22 protein-coding genes are annotated in these 22,466 nt (G+C 71.5%); 8 read left to right on the top strand and 14 right to left on the bottom strand.

Annotated elements, in window-relative coordinates; translation table 11 throughout:
- Positions 1-26 precede the first annotated feature (26 nt).
- From BLR21_RS03665 to BLR21_RS03650, 4 genes are all read right to left on the bottom strand, one after another.
- The gene (locus tag BLR21_RS03665) at positions 27-1,322 is read right to left on the bottom strand and encodes an RNA polymerase sigma factor (RefSeq protein WP_090004156.1); all 1,296 of its coding nucleotides are present in this window, start codon (positions 1,320-1,322) and stop codon (positions 27-29) included.
- Positions 1,323-1,337: 15 nt separating this feature from the next.
- Positions 1,338-1,760 carry a YciI family protein gene (locus tag BLR21_RS03660; RefSeq protein ID WP_090004155.1) on the bottom strand — a complete coding sequence of 141 codons (423 nt, stop codon included), beginning with the start codon at positions 1,758-1,760 and terminating at the stop codon, positions 1,338-1,340.
- Between the two features lie 182 nt (positions 1,761-1,942).
- A complete protein-coding gene (locus tag BLR21_RS03655; protein WP_176929473.1) occupies positions 1,943-3,151 on the bottom strand; it encodes an SPFH domain-containing protein in 1,209 nt (402 codons plus the stop codon).
- 35 nt (positions 3,152-3,186) lie between these two features.
- Entirely contained in the window at positions 3,187-3,612 is a 426-nt protein-coding gene (locus BLR21_RS03650; protein ID WP_090004153.1) for an NfeD family protein, read from the bottom strand.
- 108 nt (positions 3,613-3,720) lie between these two features.
- On the opposite strand from BLR21_RS03650, the gene BLR21_RS03645 reads away from it, so the two are divergent.
- Positions 3,721-4,137, top strand: a complete 417-nt coding sequence (locus tag BLR21_RS03645) for a DUF3592 domain-containing protein (protein ID WP_090004152.1) — start codon at positions 3,721-3,723, stop codon at positions 4,135-4,137.
- 7 nt (positions 4,138-4,144) lie between these two features.
- On the opposite strand, the gene BLR21_RS03640 is transcribed toward BLR21_RS03645, so the two are convergent.
- Genes BLR21_RS03640 through BLR21_RS03625 form a run of 4 tightly spaced genes read right to left on the bottom strand, consistent with a single transcriptional unit; the run spans position 4,145 to position 7,061 of the window.
- Positions 4,145-4,951 (bottom strand): DUF3097 domain-containing protein, encoded by an 807-nt coding sequence (locus tag BLR21_RS03640; protein WP_090004151.1) that lies wholly within the window; start codon positions 4,949-4,951, stop codon positions 4,145-4,147.
- A gap of 11 nt (positions 4,952-4,962) precedes the next feature.
- Entirely contained in the window at positions 4,963-5,664 is a 702-nt protein-coding gene (locus tag BLR21_RS03635) for a fructosamine kinase family protein (protein WP_090004150.1), read from the bottom strand.
- A 43-nt stretch (positions 5,665-5,707) separates the two neighbouring features.
- Positions 5,708-6,493, bottom strand: a complete 786-nt coding sequence (locus BLR21_RS03630) for an SCO1664 family protein (protein WP_090004149.1) — start codon at positions 6,491-6,493, stop codon at positions 5,708-5,710.
- A 1-nt stretch (position 6,494) separates the two neighbouring features.
- Positions 6,495-7,061 (bottom strand): DUF3090 domain-containing protein, encoded by a 567-nt coding sequence (locus BLR21_RS03625; protein WP_030475286.1) that lies wholly within the window; start codon positions 7,059-7,061, stop codon positions 6,495-6,497.
- Between the two features lie 78 nt (positions 7,062-7,139).
- Between BLR21_RS03625 and BLR21_RS03620 the strand changes: the two genes are divergently transcribed.
- Entirely contained in the window at positions 7,140-9,026 is a 1,887-nt protein-coding gene (locus tag BLR21_RS03620; protein WP_090004148.1) for a prolyl oligopeptidase family serine peptidase, read from the top strand.
- On the top strand, positions 9,023-9,871 hold the full coding sequence (locus tag BLR21_RS03615; RefSeq protein WP_090004147.1) for a S66 peptidase family protein: 849 nt from the start codon (positions 9,023-9,025) through the stop codon (positions 9,869-9,871). Before BLR21_RS03620 ends, BLR21_RS03615 begins: the two co-directional genes overlap by 4 nt.
- Here the strand turns inward: BLR21_RS03615 and BLR21_RS42250 are convergent.
- A complete protein-coding gene (locus BLR21_RS42250; RefSeq protein ID WP_176929434.1) occupies positions 9,845-10,393 on the bottom strand; it encodes an HSP18 transcriptional regulator in 549 nt (182 codons plus the stop codon). The genes BLR21_RS03615 and BLR21_RS42250 overlap by 27 nt on opposite strands.
- A gap of 105 nt (positions 10,394-10,498) precedes the next feature.
- On the opposite strand from BLR21_RS42250, the gene BLR21_RS03605 reads away from it, so the two are divergent.
- Both BLR21_RS03605 and BLR21_RS03600 read left to right on the top strand, forming a co-directional pair.
- A complete protein-coding gene (locus BLR21_RS03605) occupies positions 10,499-10,930 on the top strand; it encodes an Hsp20/alpha crystallin family protein (RefSeq protein ID WP_090004146.1) in 432 nt (143 codons plus the stop codon).
- 54 nt (positions 10,931-10,984) lie between these two features.
- Entirely contained in the window at positions 10,985-11,698 is a 714-nt protein-coding gene (locus tag BLR21_RS03600) for a poly-gamma-glutamate hydrolase family protein (protein ID WP_090004145.1), read from the top strand.
- Positions 11,699-11,744: 46 nt separating this feature from the next.
- Here BLR21_RS03600 and BLR21_RS03595 read toward each other — a convergent pair whose 3' ends face one another.
- The 3 genes from BLR21_RS03595 to BLR21_RS03585 are packed head-to-tail and all read right to left on the bottom strand — an operon-like array spanning position 11,745 to position 14,622.
- Positions 11,745-12,950 carry an acyl-CoA dehydrogenase family protein gene (locus BLR21_RS03595; protein ID WP_090004144.1) on the bottom strand — a complete coding sequence of 402 codons (1,206 nt, stop codon included), beginning with the start codon at positions 12,948-12,950 and terminating at the stop codon, positions 11,745-11,747.
- Positions 12,950-13,954 carry a phosphotransferase family protein gene (locus BLR21_RS03590; protein ID WP_090004143.1) on the bottom strand — a complete coding sequence of 335 codons (1,005 nt, stop codon included), beginning with the start codon at positions 13,952-13,954 and terminating at the stop codon, positions 12,950-12,952. Before BLR21_RS03590 ends, BLR21_RS03595 begins: the two co-directional genes overlap by 1 nt.
- Positions 13,951-14,622, bottom strand: a complete 672-nt coding sequence (locus tag BLR21_RS03585) for an HAD family hydrolase (RefSeq protein WP_256334435.1) — start codon at positions 14,620-14,622, stop codon at positions 13,951-13,953. The genes BLR21_RS03590 and BLR21_RS03585 overlap by 4 nt, the downstream gene beginning before the upstream one ends.
- Before the next feature lie 145 nt (positions 14,623-14,767).
- Between BLR21_RS03585 and BLR21_RS03580 the strand changes: the two genes are divergently transcribed.
- The 3 genes from BLR21_RS03580 to BLR21_RS03570 are packed head-to-tail and all read left to right on the top strand — an operon-like array spanning position 14,768 to position 18,990.
- Positions 14,768-16,273: a carboxylesterase/lipase family protein gene (locus BLR21_RS03580; RefSeq protein ID WP_090004142.1), complete on the top strand. Its 1,506-nt coding sequence runs from the start codon at positions 14,768-14,770 to the stop codon at positions 16,271-16,273.
- A gap of 14 nt (positions 16,274-16,287) precedes the next feature.
- Positions 16,288-17,787 (top strand): carboxylesterase/lipase family protein, encoded by a 1,500-nt coding sequence (locus BLR21_RS03575; protein ID WP_256334434.1) that lies wholly within the window; start codon positions 16,288-16,290, stop codon positions 17,785-17,787.
- Between the two features lie 3 nt (positions 17,788-17,790).
- A complete protein-coding gene (locus BLR21_RS03570) occupies positions 17,791-18,990 on the top strand; it encodes an MFS transporter (protein ID WP_090004141.1) in 1,200 nt (399 codons plus the stop codon).
- Here BLR21_RS03570 and BLR21_RS03565 read toward each other — a convergent pair.
- Both BLR21_RS03565 and BLR21_RS42245 read right to left on the bottom strand, forming a co-directional pair.
- Positions 18,973-22,077: an AfsR/SARP family transcriptional regulator gene (locus BLR21_RS03565; protein WP_256334433.1), complete on the bottom strand. Its 3,105-nt coding sequence runs from the start codon at positions 22,075-22,077 to the stop codon at positions 18,973-18,975. The genes BLR21_RS03570 and BLR21_RS03565 overlap by 18 nt on opposite strands.
- A 139-nt stretch (positions 22,078-22,216) precedes the next feature.
- Positions 22,217-22,366 carry a hypothetical protein gene (locus tag BLR21_RS42245; RefSeq protein WP_176929433.1) on the bottom strand — a complete coding sequence of 50 codons (150 nt, stop codon included), beginning with the start codon at positions 22,364-22,366 and terminating at the stop codon, positions 22,217-22,219.
- Between the last annotated feature and the right edge of the window lie 100 nt (positions 22,367-22,466).

The raw sequence follows: 22,466 nt of genomic DNA, 5'->3' as shown, positions 1-22,466 counted from the left end.
CGATGTCGCCCTAACGGATTTAAGGTTCACCCTCGGTGGTCAGATGGGGACAGTTCGGCCAGCTTCCGCGTGAGCACGGCCCGTTCGCGTTCATTGCCGCACAATCGAATCGCCTGTTCAAGCTCGGTGCGGGCCTCATCAAGACGGCCGAGTCGGCGCAGCAACTCTCCGCGCACGCCCGGTAACTGGTGCGAGTCCTTGAACGCCTCGGCCGACGCCAGCGCGTCGACGATCGGCAGGGCGGCGGCCGGTCCCTGGGCCATCGAGACGGCGACGGCCCGGTTGAGGTCCACGACCGGGGACGGGGCGAGGCGGCCCAGGCCGTCGTAGAGGGCGACGATGCGGTCCCAGTTCGTCTCCTCGACCGACGACGCCAGCGCGTGGCACTCGGCGATCGCGGCCTGCAGCCCGTAGTAGCCGTACCCGCGGCCGGCGTCGGCGGCCTTCGCGAGCGCCGCACGGCCGCGGGCGATGGCGGAACGGTCCCAGCGCCGCCGGTCCTGGTCCTCCAGCAGCACCGTCTCGCCGTCGGGGCCGCAGCGGGCCGGGAAGCGGGCCGCGGTGAGTTCGAGCAGGGCGAGCAGGCTGTGGACCTCGGGTTCCTCCGGCATCAGCCGCGACAGGATCCGCGCGAGCCGCTGCGCCTCCCCGGCCAGGTCGAAGCGGATGACCTCGTCACCGGAACTGGCCGACGAGCCCTCGGTGAAGATCAGGTACACGACGCTGAGGACCTGGGCCAGCCGCGCGGGCCGCTGCGCCACCGGCGGCACCTCGAACGGCACACCGGCCGCGCCCAGGGTCTTCTTCGCGCGGGTGATGCGGGCCTGCACGGTCGCCGTGGGCACCAGGAACGCGCGGGCGATCTCGTCGCTGGTCAAACCGCCGATCACCCGCAACGTCAGCGCCACCCCGGCCTCGCGCGACAGCACCGGGTGACACGAGGTGAACATCAGCGCGAGGGTGTCGTCGTCGATCTGGTCCGGGTCCCACAGCACGTCATCCGGTGCGGGACCGGGATCGGCTCCGGTCAGCGCGCCGCCCTCGGGCAGGTGGTGCGCCATCGCGGCGTACTTCTCGTCGCGGGCGCTGCGGCGGCGGAACGCGTCGATCGCCCGGCGCCGGCCCACGGTGAGCAGCCAGCCCGCCGGGTTGTTCGGCACGCCCTCACGCGGCCAGGTCACCAGCGCTTCGGCCAGCGCCTCCTGCGCCAGGTCCTCGGCCAGCGCGAAGTCGCCGGTGTAGCGGGTGAGCGCACCGATGATCCTCGCGGAGTCGATGCGCCACACCGCCGCTACGGCCTTGCGTCCCGTGGGGTCGCTCATGATGCCCAAACTAGTTCAGAGCTGGCCGGTGGACTCGCGCCAGGCCCGTTCCTTCTTGATCCACTCGTTGTCCTGCGGGAACTCGTCGATCGAGGGGACGCGGCGGATCTCGGTCTTGAACCCGGCCGCGGTCATCGGCGTGCGCTTGGCCCACTCGACCGCGTCCTGGATGGTCGGGACGTTGATCAGGTAGAAGCCGTTGAACAGCTCCTTGGTCTCCCCGTACGGGCCGTCGGTGACCACGGGCGGCTCGGAGGAGAAGTCGACGACCACGCCCTCCTCGGCGGGGGCGAGTCCCTCGGCGGCGATCAGGACCCCGGCCTCGATCATCTCCTCGTTGAACTTGCCGACGGTCTCGAGCATCTTCTCGAAGTCGATCTCACCGAGGTTGCCCCAGGCCTCGTCGGACGTGGCGCGCCAGATCAGCATGAACTTCATTTCGGTGTCTCCCAGTAGGTTCGTGCGGGTCCGTTGTGGACCCTTTCACGCGCAGGTCGAACGGGCGGGGCGTTCGATCGACACGAGACCCGGAATTTCCTGGAAGATTTCTGTTCGCGCTGGTGACACGACCGAGCGGCCCACCCCGGTGATCGGGATGGGCCGCTCGGTGTGTCGTGCGGTCAGACCTGCTCGCCCGGCTGGTGCAGCGACCGGGGCTGCTCGCCCTCGAAGCCGGCCAGTTCCGGTCGCGGCGTGGTGCCGGCGACCGGTCGCGGCATGGCGCTGAGCGGGCCGGGCACCTCCTGGCGCGCGACCGCCTCCGCGGCGGCGACGGCCTCGGCGACCTTCGGGTCGGACTTGAGGTCGAACCAGGCGGCGACCGACTCGTCCTCGTCCTCCGGGCGTGAGGTCGCACCCTCGTCGGCGGCCGGGGGCTCGTAGCGGAACACCCCGTCGTCACCGGGCGCGCCGAGCATGCGGGCGAACCCTTCGAGGGCCTTGCCGTAGTCGGACGGGATCATCCAGACCTTGTTCGCGTCGCCCTGGGCCATCTGCGGCAGCGTCTGCAGGTACTGGTAGGCCAGCACCTCCGGCGTCGGCTTGCCCGCCTTGATCGCGGCGAACACCTTCTCGATGGCCTTGGCCTGGCCCTGTGCCTGCAGGTAGCGGGCGGCACGTTCACCCTGCGCCCGCAGGATCTGCGACTGCCGCTCACCCTCCGCGGACAGGATCGCGGCCTGCTTGCCGCCCTCGGCGGCGAGGATCTGCGACTGCTTCTGGCCCTCGGCGGTCTTGATCGACGACTCGCGCTGGCCCTCGGCGGTGAGGATCATGGCGCGCTTCTCGCGGTCGGCGCGCATCTGCTTCTCCATCGAGTCCTGGATGGAGGGCGGCGGGTCGATGGACTTGAGCTCGACGCGGGCGACGCGCAGGCCCCAGCGGCCGGTCGCCTCGTCCAGCACCCCGCGCAGCTGACCGTTGATGTGGTCACGCGAGGTCAGCGTCTCTTCCAGGCTCATGCCACCGACGAGGTTGCGCAGCGTGGTGATGGTGAGCTGCTCGACACCGACGATGTAGTTGGAGATCTCGTACACCGCGGAACGCGGCTCGGTGACCTGGAAGTACACGACGGTGTCGATGGACACGGTCAGGTTGTCCTGGGTGATCACCGGCTGGGGCGGGAACGACACGACCTGCTCGCGCAGGTCGATGCGGGCGCGCACCTTGTCGATGAACGGGACGATGATGTTCAGGCCGGGTGCCGCGGTGTTGCGGTAGCGGCCGAGGCGTTCGATGACGGCGGCCTGCGCCTGCGGGATGACCAGCACGGATTTGACGGCGATGGTCAGCACGAAGATCGCGATGACGGCGGCGATCACAGCGGTGATCGGGTCCAACTCGGTTCACACCCTCCTGCGGGCGCTCACACCGCGGCTATCACCACGGCGACGGCGCCCGAGATCTCGACAACGGTGACGGCTTCGCCTTCTTCGACCACGGACCCGTCGAGGGTGCGCGCGCTCCAGGTGTCGCCGCCGATCTTGACCTGCCCGCCGTGCTCGTCGACCTTCGTCACCGCGACGGCCCTGCCGCCCAGCAGTGCCTCGTGGTGCATCCGGATGCCTGAGCCGAGCTGCAGCCGCTTCTTGAGCAGCGGCCGGGCCGCGACGATCAGGCCCACCGACGACGCCGCGAAGACGAGCACGCTCACCAGGGCGGGGGCACCCAGCGCGGACACGCCTGCCGCGGCCAGCGCGGCGGTGCCGAGCATGACCAGCACGAAGTCACCGGAGAGAACCTCGGCGACGACGAGCAGTATCCCGACGATCAGCCAGATCAGGGCGGCCATGGCCCATACATACACCAACGGGGACCGCCGGGTCCGAGATTCACCGTGCCGGGCGCCCGACCGTAACGAAATCGATCAACGGGAGATGGTTCGGGCGAAGGAGGCGTGATGGCGAAGTCGGTGAAGTCGCGCACGGGCCGGGTCGTGTCCGGGCTCATGCTCGCGGGCGCGGTCGTGGGGCTGGTGATCGTGCTGCAGGTCTCGGCCGAGCAGCGGTCCTGGGCCAGTGCCGAGGCGACCGTGCTGGAGCGGCTGAAGTCCGGCAGGAGCGCCTCGGTGAAGGTCGAGTATCCGCTGCCCGACGGCTCGAAGCAGGTGGCGACGCTGTCGGAGAACGGGTCCGCGCACCATCCCGGAGAACGCGTGACGGTGCGCTATGACCTGCGCGACGGCCGGGTCGTGGACGCCGCGCTGGCCGACAACGACCAGGTGTTCTGGGTGCTGGGCGTGATGCTGGGCGTCCTGGCGGCCGGTTCGGTCGGCATGAACCTCATCGCGTGGGCTCCCCCGCGCCGCTGCGGGTGAGGCGCGGTCAGTCCTGGGGGACGGTGACGAAGTCGATGAGCCGTTCGACGGCGCCGAGCAGGTCCGACTCGATGTCGCGGTAGCTGCTCACGGAGCTCAGGACGCGCTGCCAGCCCTCCCAGCTCTCGCCCCAGCCCAACCGGTCGCACACGCCGGTCTTCCAGTCGGCGCCGCGCGGCACGACGGGCCAGGCCTTGATCTTGACCGCCCGGGGTTTCACGGCCTGCCAGATGTCGACGTAGGGGTGGCCGGTGACCAGCACGTTGTCGTCGCGGATCTGATCGACGACGCGCTGTTCCTTGGAGTTCGCGACGAGGTGGTCGACCAGCACGCCGAGGCGGCGGTGCGGGGCGGTACCGAACTCGGTGATGCGCTGCGGGAGTTCGTCGACGCCGTGCAGGGGTTCCACGACGATGCCTTCGACGCGCAGGTCGTGGCCCCAGACGCGTTCGACGAGCTCGGCGTCGTGCTTGCCCTCGACCCAGATGCGGCTGGCCTTGGCGGTCTGCGCGCGCAACCCCTCGACCTTGACCGACCCGGACGCCGTGATCTTCGCCTTGGCCGGACGGGGTGCGGGTGTGACCAGGGTGACGGGCTGTCCGTCGACGAGGAACCCGGCGGGGCGCAGCGGGAACAGCCGGTGGCGGCCGTGGCGGTCTTCCAGGACGACCTGGCCGTACTCGAACCCCACGACGGCTCCGCAGAAGCCGCTGGCGGGGTCCTCGACGACGAGGCCGGGTTCGGCCGTGATCTCGGGGACCTTCCTGCGCTTGCGGGTCGAGAGGATGTCGCGGCCGTAGTCGTGGGAACGCACGGCTCGCAAGGTTAGCCGTAGAACGGTTTGAAGGCGGTGAGCCACTCGTGGACGCGGTCGAGATCGACGTCGGCGCCGTGCAGGTCGTGGCCGCCGTGCACGAAGTCGAGCCAGTCGACGGCCGGGTCGCCGACGCAGGCCCGCGGGTCGATCGCGACCGGTCCGTCCGGGCCTTGCAGGACGTTGCCGGGGTGCATGTCGCCGTGCAGCAGCACCGGCTTGACGTTGTCGGCGGCGAGTTTGCGGGCACGGTGGTGTTCGGTGGCGTAGTAGGTGCCGGTGCGGCGGGTGAGCACGGTTTCGAACAGGAAGTCGACGCGGGCTGTGAGCGGCGGGAACCCCGCGGGGTCCGCCTCGTGCAGGTGCGGGACGACCGCCGCCGGGTCGGCGGCGGGGGTGCCGGGCCGGATCGGCGCCAGCAGCAGCGCGCCGCGGGTGAGGTCGGCGTCGAGGAGGTCGACCACGGCGGGCGTGTGGGCCCAGGCGGCCAGTGCCCGTGCCTCGTGCACGGCGATGTCGTGGTCCGGGGTGAGTTTGAGGACGGCATTGGTGCACAGGAACGTGGTGCCGGTGCCGCCGGGCATGTGGTGCAGCAGCGTGAGGCCCCAGCGGGCGGTGAGCGTGGCGAGAAGGTCGGGCAGCGCGTCGACCCACCCGGTCACGTCGGTGCCGAAGCGTCGGATCAGCCGGGTTCTGGCCTCGTCATCGATCACTCAACTCAGATTAGCGTGCCGTCCGCGACCTGGAACACGGGACCTAGAACGCGGGCCAGGGAATGGCGGGCCAGTCGCCGGACGGTTCGGGGAAGACCCCGGCGGCCAGGAGCTTGTCGACCCGTTCACCGACGGCGCGGACCTCGGCGCGGGTGAGGTGCTCGTGCAGCGACTCCCCCAGGGTCGCGTCGAGCTCGGATCTCAGGCGGCGCAACGCCTCGACGACGTGGTCGGGCAGGGGTTCGCGGGCCCAGCCCCACAGCACGGTGCGGAGTTTGGGTTCGGTGTGCAGGCAGATGCCGTGGTCGACGCCGTACACGCCGCCGTCGAGGGCGTGCAGGACGTGGCCGCCCTTGCGGTCGGCGTTGTTGACGACGACGTCGAAGGCGGACATCTCGGCGACGCGCGGGTGGTCGGCGTGCACGAGGACGGCCGGGTCGCCGAAGCGGTCGTGGGCGTGGAAGACGGGGATCCAGCCGGGTTGGACGTCGTCGACGCCGATGATGTCGACGAGTTCGTCCTCTTCGCGGGTCTCGATCCACAGCTGGACCATGCCGCTGCCGAACGGGCCGGCCCGCAGGACGGTGGGCGGCACGACGCCGAAGGACGCGGCGGAGATCAGGTAGGTGGCGACCTCGCGGCCGGCGAGCGTGCCGTCGGGGAAGTCCCACAGCGGCCGTTCGCCTCGCACGGGTTTGTAGACGCACTGCGCGTCGACGCCGTCCAGCGAGATCTTGCAGAACAAGGTGGCGTTGGAGGCGTCGACGAGGCGGCCTTCGACCTCGATGCGGCCGTGTTCGAGCAACCGCAGGGCCGCGGAGGTGTCCACGTCAGTCTTCTTCGGTGCGGCGGTAGCCGTTCTGCCGGGGGCAGATGTGGCCGTCCGCGTCGAGCGGTTCGTTGCACAGCGGGCAGGGTTTGCGGCCGGCGTTGACGACGCGGTCGGCGCGTTCGGCGAAGGCGCGGGCGGCGGACGGGGACAGGAAGACCCGCACGGCGTCGGGGCCTTCCTCGGTGTCGTCGAGCACGACGGCCTCGTCGACCTCCTCCTCGGAGACCGCGAGGAGTTCGATGACGACCGCTTTGGACTCGGCGTCCCAGCCCAGTCCCATGGTGCCGACGCGGAACTCCTCCTCGACGGGCACGTCGAGGGGCTGGGTGTCGAGGTCGTCGGGCGGGGCGTCGTCGGGCACGTCGGTGCCGAAGCGGCGATGCACCTCCTCGAGCAACGAGCCGATGCGCTCGGCGAGGACCTGGACCTGCTGCTTTTCCAGGGCGACGCTGATCAACCTGCTCTGCTCCGAGGCCTGCAGGTAGAAGACGCGGTCGCCGGGCTGCCCGACGGTTCCTGCGATGAACCGGTCGGGTGCGCGGAATACGTGAATGACACGAGCCATGGCAGATACGACCCTAGGCCACGCGGAGATCGTCGGCAGGTCCTCCCCCACCAAACACCGCGCGTATAGGGTCGGGCTGTGGTGAAGATCGCTTCGTACGGGACCTGGACCTCGCCGATCAAGGCCGGCGACACCTCGAAACCGGGGGGTGGGTTCCAGTGGGCCGACCTGCACGGTGAGCAGGTGTGGTGGGCGGAGAGCCGGCCGGCCGAGGGCGGCAGAGTGGCGTTGGTGCGTGACGGCGCGGAGGTGCTGCCCGCGCCGTGGAACGCCCGCAACCGGGTGCACGAGTACGGCGGGCGGCCGTTCGTGGTGCTGGCGCCGGACAGGGTGGCGTTCACGCACTGGGACGACCAGCGCGTGTACGTGTTCGACCCGGACTCCCCCGAGCCCAAGCCGTTGACCGAGGCGCCGCGGCGTCACCACGGGGTGCGGTACTCCGACCTGTCGGCGGGCCCGGACGGCGAGGTGTGGTGCGTGCGGGAGACCGTCACGGGTGACGCGCGCACCGACGTGCGCCGTGACCTGGTGGCGATCACGCAGGCGGGCGAGGTCCGGGTGCTCGGTGCCTCGCACCACTTCATGACCGGACCGAAGATCAGCCCGGACGGCACGAGGTTCGCGTGGATCGGCTGGAACCACCCGCAGATGCCGTGGGACGGCACCGAGCTGTGCGTCGCCGAGGTCGGTTCGGCCACCCACGAGGTGGTGTCGGGGTCGGCGACGGAGGCGGTGTGCCAGTTCGAGTGGGAGGGCGACTCGCTGCTGGCGCTGACCGACCCGGACGGCTGGTGGAACCTGTTCCGCGTCTCCCCCGACGGCACCCGCGTGAACCTGGCGCCGTGCGAGGAGGAGCTGGGCGGGCCGATGTGGCGGCTGGGCAACCGCTGGTTCGCGACGCTGTCGCCGGGCCGGTACCTGGTGGTGCGCTCGGGGCAGCTGGCGGTGCTCGACGAACGGTCCGCGACGGTGACCGACGTGCAGACCGACCTGCCGACGTGGGTGCCGGACCTGTCGGTGCGCGACGGCGTGGTGGTGTGCGCGGCGGCGGGGCCGACGTCGGACTTCGCGGTGGTGCGGCTGGATCTGTCCAACGGTGAGCTGACCTACCTGACCGACGGCGAGGAGTCCCCCGAGGCCGCGTATCTGCCGGTGCCGGTGGAGCGGATGTTCGGTGAGATCCCGGCGTATGTGTACGCGCCGTCGAACCCGGACTTCGCGGGACCCGAGGGTGAGTTGCCGCCGTACGTGGTGCACGTGCACGGCGGGCCGACGGGGCGTGCGCTGCCCAAGCTCGACAGCGACATCGCCTACCTGACCAGCCGCGGCATCGGTGTGGTGGCGGTGAACTACGGCGGTTCGACCGGCTACGGGCGGGCGTTTCGCGAGCGGCTGCGGGAGCAGTGGGGTGTGGTGGACGTGCAGGACTGCGCGTTCGTCGCCCAGCAGCTGGCCGCGGAGGGCACGGCGGATGCGAAGCGGCTGGGGATCCGGGGCGGTTCGGCCGGCGGCTGGACGTCGGCGGCGTCGCTGACGTCCACGGACGTCTACCGGTGCGGCATGGTCGCGTTCCCGATCCTGGACCTGGCGGGGTGGACGTCGCAGGGCGGCGAGACCCACGACTTCGAGTCGCGCTACGTCGAGGGCCTGGTCGGGACGCTGCCGCAGGCCGCGGACCGCTATCGGGACCGGTCGCCGTCGACGAAGGCGCGCCAGGTGTCGGGGCCGGTGCTGCTGTTGCAGGGCCTGGAGGACGAGATCTGCCCGCCGGAGCAGGCGGACCGGTTCGCCGCGGACCTGGCCGGGTCGGGCATTCCGCACGCGTACCTGCGGTTCGCAGGTGAGCAGCACGGGTTCCGGATGGCCGAGAACATCAAGGCGGCGCTGGAGGCGGAGCTGTCGTTCTACGGGCAGGCGTTCGGGTTCGTGCCCGCGGGTGTGCCGGTGCTGGACCTGTCGGAGTGAGTTCGCTGCGCGCCGGGGATCGGGTCGCGCTGGTGTCACCGGCGGGCCCGGCCCCGGCTTCGCGGATCGCCGCGGGTGCGGGGGTGCTGCGGTCGTGGGGCCTGGAGGTCGCAACGCCGCAGGTGGGGCCGTGGTCGTTGCCGTATCTGGCCGGGTCCGACCAGGCGCGGGCGGCGGAGTTCGTGGCGGCGTGGTGCTCCGACGTGGCGGCGGTGTTCTGCGTGCGCGGCGGCTACGGGTGTCTGCGGATGACGGACCTGGTGCCGTGGAAGGACCTGCCGCCGCGGGTGTTCGTGGGTTCCTCGGACGTGACGGTGCTGCACGCGGAGCTCAACGCGGTGGGGCAGTCCACGGTGTTCGGGCCGATGCCGGGCACCTCGGACTTCGTCGACGACCCGCTGGCCCAGGCACGGCTGCGTGAGCTGCTGTTCACCGGCACGCGCTCGTGGGCGGCGGGAACGCCGGTGGTGGCGGGGACCGCGCGCGGGGTGCTCACGGGCGGGAACGCGGCGTTGCTGGCGGCGTCGGTGGGCGGGCCGCGGTGGGCGCCGCCGGCGCCGGGGGCGATCGCGTTGCTGGAGGACGTCGGTGAGGAGCCCTACCGGCTGGACCGGATCCTGACGCAGCTGCTGCGGGCGGGCTGGTTCGAGCCGGTGTCGGGGATCGTGCTGGGGTCGTGGACGGACTGCGGTGACGTGTCGGCGGTGCTGGCGGACCGCCTGTCGGGGCTGGGTGTGCCGATCCTGGGCGATTTCGGGTTCGGGCACTGCGTGGGCTCGTGGTCGTTGCCACTGGGGGTGCCGGCGGTGCTGGACGCCTCAGCCGCGAGGCTGACGCTGCTGTAGGGCGTCGGCGCGCAACCGGTCGGTGTGCCGGCTGATGTCGGCGATCTGCCGCGCCAGGCCGGGCTGTCCCTCGCGCAGGCCGGGCCCGGCCTGCGCCAGAGGGCCGAGCAGACCGGCGGCGTCCCCGCCGGCGAGTGCCTGTTGCACGGCGGGGTCGTGCGGGCCCACCTGGGCGGCCAGGTTGCGCAGCACGGCGGCGTTCTGCTGTGCCCACGCGGTGACGGCCCTGTCTCCCGCGCGCCGGTCGCGTTCGGCCTGTACGCGCTCGTCGCCGGTGCCGGACTCGCCGGTGCGGCGCACGCGCAGGTAGCGCTTCTCGGCGGCCTGCCGGCTGGCGACGCCGAGGGCCGGGGCGAGGTCGGCCCAGCTCGTGCCCAGTGCCCGCGCGGCCTCGATGAGCTGGGGCTCCCAGCCGGACAGTTCGTCGCGCAGCTGCCTGAGCAGCATCAACGCCGCGAGGACCTCGGTGGCGTCACCGGGCGCGGCGGCCGCGGACCGGACCGCGTCGTAGTCGTTCGTCATGTCATCCTCCCGATGACGCAGGGGGACTTGTCATCGTTGCGACGACATGTTACAACGGTGGGGCAGCGCATTGACAGTCCTACGAGTGATGACTGGAGGTGTCAGATGTTGATGCGCACTGACCCGTTCCGTGAGCTGGACCGGCTGACGCAGCAGGTGATGGGGGCCGCGGGCACGTGGTCGCGGCCGACGGCGATGCCGATGGACGCCTACCGCGACGGTGACGAGTTCGTGGTGGCGTTCGACCTGCCGGGCGTGCCGGCGGACGCGATCGACCTCGACGTCGAGCGCAACGTGCTCACCGTGAAGGCGGAGCGCCGGCCGGTGGGCAAGGACGTCGAGATGCAGGTGTCGGAACGGCCGCTGGGCGTGTTCTCGCGGCAGCTGTTCCTGGGCGACTCGCTCGACACCGACCACATCGACGCCAAGTACGACGCGGGTGTGCTGACGCTGCGGATTCCGATCGCGGAACGCGCGAAGCCCCGCAAGATCGCGATCTCCGCGGGCGAGGACGCGCCGCGCCAGATCGACGCCTGATCACCCCGGCGGGCGGCGGCCGTCCGGGTGACGCCCGGTAGGCTTCCGCCCGCCATGAGACCGCAGCCCCAGTGGACGGCGCTGGACGTCTACGCGTCCAATTCCGACCTTTACGCAGATCCCCGACTGGTGGAACGGGTGGATTACCGGCGTCGCTTCAAGCGTCACCGGCCCCGCACCCCGTCGGTCGTGCTGGCCCCGCATGGCGGTGGCATCGAGGTCGGCACCTCGGAGCTGTGCCTCGCCATCGCCGGTTATCACCCCTCCACGCGGGTGCCGATCGGGCAGGCCCACGACTACTGGATGTTCGAGGGCCTGCGCACCGCCTCGAACGACGAGCTGCACGTGACGTCGTCGAACTGCGACGACCGGATGGCGCGGCAGCTGGTGTCGGGTGCCTCGCACGCGCTGGGCCTGCACGGCTGCACGGCGGCCGCGGCGGGCCTGGCCGACCACGACCGGGCGGTGCTGGTCGGCGGCCGCGACGCGTTGCTGCGCCTGGAGCTGCTCACGCGGCTGCGGCGGGCCGGGTTCCACACGATCGACGCGGTGGACCACCCGATCCTGGGTGGCTACGACCGGGCGAACATCGCGAACCGCACCCGCGGGCGCCAGGGCGCGCAGCTGGAGCTGACGACTCCGCTGCGTTCGGCGATGTTCTCGGAGAACTCGCGGCCCGCGCGGCGGCACACGACGACCGAGGTGTTCTGGGGCTTCGTGCACGCCTGCCGGGCGGCGCTGGCGGCGCGTGAGGCGCTGAACAACTAAGGACCACGGGGTGTCACCTCCGCCGAGGTGACACCCCTTTTTGTCCTTACAGGTACTTCTTGAGTTCCCTCTTCGCCAGCGACATGCGGTGGACCTCGTCGGGTCCGTCGGCCAGGCGCAGGGTACGGGTGGCGGCCCACAGTTCGGCGAGCGGGAAGTCCTGGCTGACGCCGGCGCCGCCGTGGGCCTGGATGGCCTTGTCGAGGACCCATTCGGTCATCGACGGGGTGCCGATCTTGATGGCCTGGATCTCGGTGTGGGCGCCCTTGTTGCCGACGGTGTCCATCAGCCACGCGGTCTTGAGCACGAGCAGGCGGGCCTGTTCGATGCGGACGCGGGACTCGGCGATCCACTCGTGCACGACGCCCTGGGCGGCGATGGGCTTGCCGAACGCGACGCGCGAGGTGACGCGGCGGCACATCAGTTCGAGGGCGCGTTCGGCCATGCCGATCAGGCGCATGCAGTGGTGGATGCGGCCGGGGCCGAGGCGGGCCTGGGCGATGGCGAAGCCCTCGCCCTCCCCGGCGATGAGGTTCGAGGCGGGGACGCGGACGTCCGCGAACTCGATCTCGGCGTGGCCGCCGTGGGCGTGGTCGCCGTAGCCGAAGACGTGCATGGCGCGCTTGACGGTGACGCCGGGGGTGTCGCGCGGGACGAGGATCATGGCCTGCTGGCGGTGGCGTTCGGCGTCGAGGTCGGTCTTGCCCATGACAATGAAGATGGCGCAGTTGGGGTTCATCGCCCCGGAGGACCACCACTTGCGGCCGTTGATGACGTAGTCGTCGCCGTCGCGTTCGATGCGGGTGGCGATGTTGGTGGCGTCGGAGGAGGCGACGTCGGGTTCGGTCATGCAGAACGCGGAGCGGATCTCGCCGTCGAGCAGGGGCTGCAGCCACTGCTTCTTCTGCTCGTCGGTGCCGAACATGGTGAGCACTTCCATGTTCCCGGTATCCGGGGCGGCGCAGTTGAGTGCTTCGGGGGCGAGGTGGGGGCTGCGGCCGGTGATCTCGGCCAGGGGCGCGTACTGCAGGTTCGTCAGGCCGTCGCTGTGCTCGGGGTGGAAGAGGTTCCACAGGCCCTGGCCGCGGGCCTCGGCCTTGAGCTCCTCGAGGATGGGCTGGCGTTCCCACGGGTCGGCGGCGTCGCGTAGCTGCTGTTCGAGGACCGCTTCGGCCGGGTAGACGTGGGAGTCCATGAACGCGAGGAGCCTGGTGCGCAGTTCCTCGGTCTTGGCGTCGTAGGCGAAGTCCATTAGAGCTCCTTGTGAGCGGCGGCGAGTCCCTGCCGCACGAGGGGAACGGTGAACGCGCCGAGCTTTTCGAAGCCGGCGCCGACGGTCTTGCCACTGGCGAAGCGGAAGTGGATGCCTTCGACGATGACGGCGAGCTTGAAGTAGCCGAAGGCGATGTACCAGCCCAGGCCGGAGGTGTCGGTGCCGGTGCGGGCGGTGTAGCGGGCGACGAGCTCGTCGGCGCTCAGGAACCCGGGCAGGGACGGCACGCTGCCGGTGATGGGGTCGTTGTCGACGCCCAGGCCGGCCCAGTAGACGTAGAGCAGGCCGAGGTCGGCGAGCGGGTCGCCGAGGGTGGCCATCTCCCAGTCCAGGACGGCGCTGATGGCGAGCGGGTCGCGGGTGACCAGGGCGTTGTCGAGGCGGTAGTCGCCGTGGATGATCGCGGCGCGCGGCGAGTCCGGGACGGTGGCGGCGAGCTTGTCGCGCAGTTCCTCGATGCCCGGTAGATCCCGGCTGCGGGAGGCGTCGAGCTGCTTGCCCCACCGCTTGACCTGCCGGGCCATGAACCCCTCGGGGCGGCCGAAGTCCTGCAGGCCGACGGAGGCGGGGTCGACGGAGTGCAGGTCGGCGAGTACGTCGACGAGGCGTTCGGACAGGGCGGCGGCGTCTTCGGGGGTGAGCCACGGGCACTGGCCGCGTTCGCGCAGGGCGGCGCCGGGCATCTCCTGCATGAGGTAGAAGGGCGCGCCGATGACGGAGGTGTCCTCGACCAGCTGGTGCGCGGCGGGCACGGGCACGGTGGTGCCGGCGAGCGCGGAGATGACGCGGAACTCGCGGGCCATGTCGTGGGCGGTGGCCAGGACGTGGCCCAGGGGCGGGCGGCGCAGGACCCAGGTGCGGGTGCCGTCGCTGATGCGGTAGGTGAGGTTGGAGCGGCCGCCGCGGAACAGTTCGCCGGTGAGCGGGCCCGTGCCCAGGTGTGCGGCCAGTGCCTGCAGGTCGAGGCCGGGAAGGTCGGTCACAGGAACACTCCGAGGGTGGCGAGGTGGGCGCGGGTGCTCTGCGCACCGGTGTGGCGGAAGGCGTGCATGCCGACGGCCTGGGCGGCTTCGACGTTGACGGGCGCGTCGTCGAAGAACACCGATCGCGCGGCGGGCACGCCGACCTGCTCGAGGGTGTGCAGGTAGATGCGCTCGTCGGGTTTGCGCAGGCCGATCCTGCCGCTGATCACGACGGTGTCGAACAGTTCGAGCAGCAGGTCCTTCGGGTAGCCCTCGCCCCAGCTGTTGGACAGCAGCGCGGTGTGCAGGCCGGCGGCGCGGGCCTTGCGGACGAGCTCGACCATCGCCGGGTCCGGGGTGGCGCCGCCGAACATGCGCCGCAGCAGCCCGTTCTCGTCGATGCCCGCGCCGCTGGTGGTGATCAGCTCGGCCGCGAGCAGCCGTTCGAACTCACGGACGGTGAGCTCGCCGGTCTCCAGACGGAACACGGGGTTGTCCGGGCGCGCGTCGCGGCCCAGCCAGTCGCGCATGACGCGGCCGTACACCTCGCGGTCGATGGCCTCGGCGTGCAGCCAGGCACCGACGAACTCGGGCACGGAGACGGTCAGGACGCCGCCCCAGTCGAAGATCAGCGCGTCGACCTCGGGCCGCTGGCCGCCGGGCAGGTCGTTGCCGGTTGAGTCACCCACGACTCGGAGGGTACCGACCGGTCGGTATGTCGGCAACCGGTGATCTCGGCCGTCAACTTTCGATGGATGGGACAAGTCCCCTTTATCTGGTTTCCGACTCCCCCGGACCTCGCTACGTTCGAGCCCGAAGGGGGTCCATCAACTCATGGCAAGGATAACGACGGCGGCACTGGCCGCCGCGATGACGCTCGCCGTCATCCAGGTCCCGATCGCCCAGGCCGAGGGCGGCGGACGCATCGTCAGAACCGACAAGGGCGCCGTCGCGGGGACGGTGAGCGGCACTGATCGCACGTTCGGCAACATCCCGTTCGCCGCCGCGCCGGTGGGGGCGAACCGGTGGCGCGACCCGCAGCCGGTGACACCGTGGCAGGGCGTGCGGGACGCGACCAGGCCCGCGCCGGTCTGCGCGCAGACACCGCAACTGGGCGATCCGGCCTCCGACGTCGAGGACTGCCTGTACCTCAACGTCACCACCCCGGCCACCGCCCCGAGGAAACCGCGGCCGGTGATGGTGTGGATCCACGGCGGCGGGTTCATCAACGGCAGCGCGTCGAGCTACGACGCGCGGTGGCTCGCGACGCGCAACGACGCCGTGGTCGTGACGGTGAACTACCGGCTGGGGGTGTTCGGGTTCTTCGGCTACCCCGGCCTGCCCGGCTCGGGCGCGTTCGGCCTGGCCGACCAGCAGGCGGCGCTGCGGTGGGTGCAGCGCAACATCCGCGCGTTCGGCGGCGACGCCCGCGACGTGACCGTGCTCGGCGAGTCGGCGGGCGGCCTCAGCGTGTGCGCCCACCTGGCCTCACCGGGCGCGGCGGGCCTGTTCGGCAAGGCGGTCATCCAGTCGGGACCGTGCGGGCTGACCGTGCCCGACGGCCGGCCCGGCGGGCTGACGACGTTGTGGAAGCCGCGCGAGGACGTCGAGAAGCAGGGCGCGGACCTGCCACTGGGCTGCTCCGACATCACCTGCCTGCGCGCGTTGCCGGCCTCGGCGCTGCTCGCGGTGCACGGCGCGTTCGCACAGCCCGCGTTCCACACACCGGTGCTGCCGATCAACCCGCACGTCGCGCAGAACACCGGCCGCACGCACCGGGTGCCGACGCTGGTCGGGTCGACGCACGACGAGATGACCCTGTACGCGGGGCTGATCTATCCGGAGCCGATCCCGGAGCCCGGTTACGCGGCGAAGGCGGCGGCGGTGTTCGGCGAGGACCTCGGCGCCCAGGTCGTCGCCCGCTACCCGGTCAACGGCAACGGCGACGCGCGTGACGAGCTGGCGGCGGCGCTGACCGACCGGTCGTGGTCGTGCCCGACGCACGAGACACGGCAGCAGCTGGGACGGCGGATGCCGGTGGCGGGCTACGAGTTCGCGCAGCCCGACATGCCGATGATCTTTCCGGGAATGCCGCCGTTCCCCGGCGGCTACCGGGCCTACCACGCCTCGGAGCTGCCGTTGCTCTTCGAGTTCGAGGGCCTGCCGCTCACGGCCGCGCAGCGGGAGCTGTCCGGCTACCTGCTCACGGCGTGGGGACGGTTCGCCCGCACCGGTGATCCCGGCTGGCGGGCAGGCGTGCAGTCGCTGCGGGCGGGTGCGATCGGGCCGGCCGACTTCGTGCGGGACCACCAGTGCGATTTCTGGGGACAACAACACTGAGGGGTGTTCAGCTGATGAAACGACTGCTGACGGCGGCCATGGCCGCCGCGCTGGCGTGCACGATCACGCAGGTCCCGGCGCAGGCCGAGGGCGGCGGCGGGATCGTGCGCACCGACAAGGGCGCCGTGCGGGGCACGGTGACCGACACGTACCGGACGTTCGGGAACATCCCGTTCGCCGCCGCGCCAGTGGGGGCGAACCGGTGGCGCGACCCGCAGCCCGCGCCGGCGTGGCAGGGGGTGCGGGACGCGACGACACCCGCGCCGTTGTGCGCGCAGACCTCGCAGCTGGGCCAGCCGGGCTCGCAGACCGAGGACTGCCTCTACCTCAACGTCACCACCCCGGCCACGGCCCCGAGGAAACCGCGGCCGGTGATGGTGTGGATCCACGGCGGTTCGTTCACCAGCGGTGGCGCGTCGATGTACGACGCCCGGAAGCTCGCGACGCGCAACGACGCCGTCGTGGTGACGGTGAACTACCGGCTCGGCGTGTTCGGCTACTTCGGCCACCCCGGCCTGGCGGGTTCGGGCGCGTTCGGCCTGGCCGACCAGCAGGCGGCGCTGCGGTGGGTGCAGCGCAACGCCCGCGCGTTCGGCGGCAACCCCGGCAACGTGACGATCTTCGGTGAGTCCGCGGGCGGGCTGAGCGTGTGCGCGCAGCTCGCGTCACCGCGGGCGGCGGGCCTGTTCGCCAAGGCGATCATCCAGTCCGGTCCGTGCGGGCTGGTCTCGCCGACGTTCACCGAGCCCGGCAAGTTCACGCACGTGTGGAAGTCCCGCACCGACGTGGAGCAGCAGGGCACCGGCACCCTGGGCTGCGCGGACGTGGCCTGCCTGCGGGCCAAGCCGGTCGCGGAACTGCTGACCGTGCACGAGCGGTTCTCGAGCCCGGCGTTCGACACCGCCGTCATGCCCGTCGACCCGGTCGTGGCGCAACGCACGGGACGCCTGCACCGCGTACCGACGATGATCGGGTCCACGCACGACGAGTTCACGCTGTTCGCCGCGTTGATCTGGACGCAGCCACTGCCCGAGGCCGGCTACCGGGCACACGTGGCGGGCCTGTTCGGGCAGGAACCGGCCGACCGGATCGTGGCCCGCTACCCGGTCAACGGCAACGACGACGCCCGCGACGAGCTCGCCCGGCTGCTGACCGACGCGTCGTGGGCCTGCCCCACCGACACCGCGCGCAAGGAGATCGGCCGCCACACGCGGGTCTCGGGCTACGAGTTCGCCGACGCCGACGCGCCGCTGATCTTCCCCGGCCTGCCGCCGTTCCCCGACTACGGCGCCTACCACGCCTCCGAGCTGCTGTCGTTGTTCGAGTTCCCCGGCGTGCAGCTCACGCCCGCCCAGCGCAGGCTGTCGGACTACATGATCACCGCGTGGGGCCGCTTCGCCCGCACCGGCGATCCGGGATGGCGTCCGGACGTGCAGTCGCTGGCGCCCGGAGCAATCGGCGGCACTGATTTCGCCCGCGAACACCAGTGCGGGTTCTGGTCCTCCATCCTGTAGCGCATGCCCGGCTACCGCGACCTCGCCCGCGACCGCGAGTTCCGCGCCCTGCTCGTGGCGCACGTGGTGTCGGTGGCCGGAGACCAGTTCGCCAGGGTCGCGCTGACGGTGCACGTCTACGACCGCACCGCCAGCGCCGGCCTCACGGCGATGACCTACGCGCTGACGTTCCTGCCCGACCTTCTCGGCGGGCCCCTGCTCTCCGGGCTCGCCGACCGGTTCGCCCGCAGACCGGTGATGGTGGCCGCCGACCTGGTCCGCGCCGTCCTTCTCTTGTTCATGGCGGTACCGGGGCTGCCTCTGTGGGCGCTCGCGTCGCTGCTGGTCCTCGTGCAGTTCGCGGGAGCGCCACACGGGGCGGCCCGGGCGGCACTGCTGCCGCAGATCCTGCCCGACGAGCGATATCCGATGGGCCAGGCGGTGCTCAGCACCGTCACCCAGGCCGCGCAGGTCGCCGGTTTCCTCACCGGCGGCGCGCTGGTCGCCTGGCTCGGAGCAGGCCTCGTGCTCGTGGCCGACGGGCTCACGTTCGCGGTCTCGGCGGTGCTGGTGGGGGCGTTCCTGCTGCACCGGCCCGCGCCGCGGCACCCACACGTCCGCGCGTGGCCCGCCGATCTGATCGGCGGAGCGAGGCTGGTGTGGGGCGACCGGCGGCTGCGGGCGCTGGTCGCGCTCGCCTGCGTGTCGGGCTTCTACATCGCCGGGGAGGCTCTCGCGGCACCGCTGGCGGCTCAGCTCGGCGCCGGCCCGGCGGCGGTGGGGGCGATCTTCGGCGTGGTCTCGGCGGGCACCGCGGTGGGCATGGTGCTGCTGGCTCGTCTGCCACGTGAGCGTGGACTGCGGTGGATGCCGTTGCTGTCGGTCCTGTCGTGCGCGGTGTTGCTGCCGATGGCACTGACACCAGGACTCGGATGGTCACTGGTGCTGCTCGGGCTGTCGGGGGCCGCGAGCGGATACCAGCTGCTCGCGAACGCGACGTTCGTGCGGTCCGTGCCGGACGCGACACGAGGACAGGCGTTCGGGCTGGCCGTCACCGCGTTGCGCGTGTCCCAGGGGGTAGGGATCGCGGCTGCCGGAGCGGCGGCGCAGTGGTGGCCGGTCCACCACGTCATCGCGGCCACCGCCGGCCTGGGGACGCTGGTCGCGGCAGGCGCGGCATGGGAATGGAAGCAGGCCGCCGGGCGGTCAGTCCCGAGATTCTGACAGCTCGGCCAGCACGGCGCGGGCACGCCGCTCGGCCAGCCGCCTGCCGTGGCGAGCAGCGACCTCCACGGCAACGGCGGCAGCGGAGGTGGCGGCCTCTGTGTCGCCGAGGGCGATGTCGTCACGCGCCAGTTCGGTGAGGACATCGGCCTCGAGCAGGAGCTGGCGGTTCGCGCGCAGCAAGGTCAGCGCATGGCCCGCCGACGCTCGGGCGGTCCGGGCGTCACCGAGCTCACGATGCGCCGCGGCCACACCGAGCAACGACTGGCACTGCCCATGCCCGAACCCGATCTCCCGCGACCGCCGCAGCGTCTCCTGGAACGACCGCAGAGCGTCGGAGTACTCGCCGCGGCCGTGGTGGACACCGGCGAGCACCATGATCACGTTGACCTGGGTGCGGCGTTCGGCCAGCTCCGTGCTCAGCGCGAGGGCCTCGCGCGCGAGGGAGCCGGCCAGGTCGAGACGACCGGCGTCGAGGTGGACCTCGGCGAGGCAGGCCAGCGACGCGATCTCGCCGATCCTCTGCCCCGCCCGCCTGCAGTAGGCGAGCACCTGGTCGTGATCGGCCAGCGACTCGTCGAGCTGTCCCAGTGCCCATCGGGCGATACCGCGCCCGTTGAGGCAGCGGTGCGTATGTTCGCGGTCGCCGAACTCGCGCGCCAGGATCAGCGCCTGCTCGTGTGAGGCGAGTGCCTCATCCGGCCTGCCCGCGTACATGGTGGCGTTGCCGATCGCCCCCAGCGTCCGCAGTTCGAGCTCGACGTTGGCGGTCCCGCGGACGAGGACGAGTGACGAACGGAGGTACTTCAGCGCTTCCTCCGGCCGGCCGAGCTGGATCATGTGCCGGCCGATACCCAGCAGCGCCTCCCCTTCGGCATCGGGATCGCCCAGCTCACGGGCGAGAGCCAGCATCTGTTCGTGGTGTTCGGCCGCCCGCTCCCACTCGCTGAGGTTGTAGAGGATCTGCCCGAGCAGGTCCAGCAGCGACAGACGCGCCTGGTCGTTACCCGCCGCGATCGCGACCCGCAGCGCCGCCACGAACGTCGCGATGGCCTCCCTCGTGTGGCCGCAGGCACGCAGGTAGCCATGCAGCACCTCGACCATCCGCCACGCCGAGCGTTGCGCGGAAGGCCGCGTCGCCGCCCAGGTGATCGCGGCGAGCAGGTTGTACCGCTCCTGCTCCAGCCACCTCACCGCCTCCGGCTCGGTCAGCGCGGGGTCCACGGGCTCATCACGCAACGCCGCGACCGGGAACGCCAGCCTCGCCGCCGCGGTGGCCCGGCGCAGGTAGTACGCCACCAGCCTCGACATGGCGTCGTCGGCGTCCATGCCGTCGTCATCACGGGCCAGGCCCGCGGCGTACTCGCGGATCAGATCGTGAAACCCGCACCGGCCGGGCTCGGTGCGCTGCAGCAGACCCGCGGCGGCGAGCCGGTCGAAGGCCCGGCGGATCTCGGAGGTGCCGCGGGCGGCGAGCGCGGCCGCCGCCTCCACCCCGATGTCCTGGCCCGGCACGACCCCCAGCAGCCGGAACAACATCCGGTCGGCCGAGCTGAGCCGCAGATAGGACTGGTCGAACGCCGCCCGCACCGCGGACCGTTCGTCGCCGTCGATCGCGAGCGCGGACACCCTGTCATGGGCGGTCAGTTCGGTGACGTAGTCGGCGACACTGCAGCCGGGGTCGGCCGCCAGGTTCGCGCCGGCGATCCGCAGGGCCAGGGGCAGACCCCCGCAGGTGTCCGCGAGCCTGCCGAGCGCGTCGGACTCGGCCTCGACCCTGCCGGCACCCACCAGGTCGGTGAGCACCGCACGTGACTCGGCACCGCTGAGCACCTCCAGCACCAGCCCGGTCGCACCAGGATCGACGACCAGGCCACGCAGGTCGTGCCGGCTGGTGATCAGCACGACGCTGCCCGGCTGACCGGGCAGCAGCGGCCGCACCTGGCGCGCGTCGGCGGCGTTGTCGAGCACCAGCAGCATCCGGCGGCCCGTCAGCGCGCTGCGCAGCAACGCCGCCTGCTCCTCCACCTCGGCGGGCATCTGGTCACGGCGAAACCCCAGTGCCCCGAGGAACCTGATCAGCGCGGCCGAGGCGGCCAGCGGCGGATCCGCCGCGAAGCCCTGCAGGTTCACATACAGCTGGCCATCCGGGAACCGGGCCCGCCACCGGTGCGCGACGTGCACGGCCAAAGTGGTCTTCCCGACTCCAGGTGGCCCGGAGATCACGATGTTGTGGTCGCTGACGCCGGCCGCGAACGCCAGCTCGTCCAGCCGGGCGATCGCGCTCCGCCTGCCGACGAACCGGGTCACGCCCCCAGGCAGCTGGGCGACTGCCGGCACCGCCGCGGGTGCACCGCCGCCATCCGCCCCCAACGCGGCCAGCTGCGCCTGCCGCAGCCGGGCACCGGGTTCGACACCGAGATCGTCGGCGAACCTGCGGCGCACGGTCCGATAGGTACGCAACGCGTCAGCGCGTCTGCCGTTGTGGTGCAGCGCCTCCACCAGCTGCGCCCAGAACGTCTCGTGCCACGGATGTTCCTCGGTCACCCGGACCAGCTCGCCGATCACCTCGCTGTGCCGGCCCAGCTCGAGGTTCACGTCGTAGAACCGCACCCTGACCCGCAGCAGCTCCTCGGCCAGCGGCGGAACGTCCTCCCGGTGCAGCGACTCCGAGCCGACGTCCGGCAGCACCGGCCCGCGCCAGCACCGCAGCGCCTCGCTCAGCAACGCCCTCTCACCGTCGGGTTCGGCGTCCGACGCTGCCCGCACCGCCATCCGGAACCTTGTCAGGTCCAGCGCGTCCGGCGGCACCCGCAGCAGGTAGCCGTCGGGATGGGTCTCGATGACGGTCCCCTCGCCGTCGCCGAGCATCCGCCGCAACCTCAGCACGTACATCTGCAGCGACTTGCGACCGGCGGGCGGCGGGTCCTCGTCCCACAGCCGGTCGACGAGGACCGATTTGTGCACGACGGAGTTCGCCCGCAGCAGCAACGTGGCGAGCAGCGCGCGCAGCTTCGGGCCGTTGACGTGCACGGCACGCCCGTCCCGCCGGACCTCCAGCGGACCGAGCACACCGAACGTGAGCACCAGAAACCCCCGACAACGCCCCGAGCCACTACGGGGGTCGATTCAACCAGTGGCGGGCGTGACCGGGGACGGCACCGTCACGGTGACGGTGGGAGGGTGCCGGCGGAACACCCTCCTCGGCAACCGGGATGCTCAGTTCTCAGACGGTCCAGTCCGTCGACGCGAACGTCCAGTCCGTCGACGAGACGAACGTCCAGTCCGTGGAGGTGAAAGTCCAGTCGGTCGACTTGGCGAAGGTCCAGTCGGTGGAGGTGAAGGTCCAGTCGGTGGACAGCGCGCGGTTCGTCATGACCGTCTCCTTGTGGGATGCGGGGTGTGCAACGGGGTGAAAAGCGAGGACTACTCAGGGTGAGGTCCCCCACATGGAGCCACGACTTCGCGTGACCCGC

This window comes from Lentzea albidocapillata subsp. violacea (genome assembly GCF_900100275.1).
Lineage (GTDB): Bacteria > Actinomycetota > Actinomycetes > Mycobacteriales > Pseudonocardiaceae > Lentzea > Lentzea violacea.
Note: the sequence above shows the minus strand (reverse complement) of the source record. Positions and strands in the feature narration are given on the sequence as shown.

Bases quoted from the DNA above. Each gene is read 5' to 3' on its own strand.
- BLR21_RS03660 (WP_090004155.1), bottom strand. From the start codon at position 1,760: ATGAAGTTCATGCTGATCTGGCGCGCCACGTCCGACGAGGCCTGGGGC.
- BLR21_RS03575 (WP_256334434.1), top strand. From the start codon at position 16,288: ATGAAACGACTGCTGACGGCGGCCATGGCCGCCGCGCTGGCGTGCACG.
- BLR21_RS03645 (WP_090004152.1), top strand. From the start codon at position 3,721: ATGGCGAAGTCGGTGAAGTCGCGCACGGGCCGGGTCGTGTCCGGGCTC.
- BLR21_RS03580 (WP_090004142.1), top strand. From the start codon at position 14,768: ATGGCAAGGATAACGACGGCGGCACTGGCCGCCGCGATGACGCTCGCC.
- BLR21_RS03570 (WP_090004141.1), top strand. From the start codon at position 17,791: ATGCCCGGCTACCGCGACCTCGCCCGCGACCGCGAGTTCCGCGCCCTG.
- BLR21_RS03605 (WP_090004146.1), top strand. From the start codon at position 10,499: ATGTTGATGCGCACTGACCCGTTCCGTGAGCTGGACCGGCTGACGCAG.
- BLR21_RS03665 (WP_090004156.1), bottom strand. From the start codon at position 1,322: ATGAGCGACCCCACGGGACGCAAGGCCGTAGCGGCGGTGTGGCGCATC.
- BLR21_RS03650 (WP_090004153.1), bottom strand. From the start codon at position 3,612: ATGGCCGCCCTGATCTGGCTGATCGTCGGGATACTGCTCGTCGTCGCC.
- BLR21_RS42250 (WP_176929434.1), bottom strand. From the start codon at position 10,393: ATGACGAACGACTACGACGCGGTCCGGTCCGCGGCCGCCGCGCCCGGT.
- BLR21_RS03625 (WP_030475286.1), bottom strand. From the start codon at position 7,061: ATGGCTCGTGTCATTCACGTATTCCGCGCACCCGACCGGTTCATCGCA.
- BLR21_RS42245 (WP_176929433.1), bottom strand. From the start codon at position 22,366: ATGACGAACCGCGCGCTGTCCACCGACTGGACCTTCACCTCCACCGAC.
- BLR21_RS03600 (WP_090004145.1), top strand. From the start codon at position 10,985: ATGAGACCGCAGCCCCAGTGGACGGCGCTGGACGTCTACGCGTCCAAT.
- BLR21_RS03595 (WP_090004144.1), bottom strand. From the start codon at position 12,950: ATGGACTTCGCCTACGACGCCAAGACCGAGGAACTGCGCACCAGGCTC.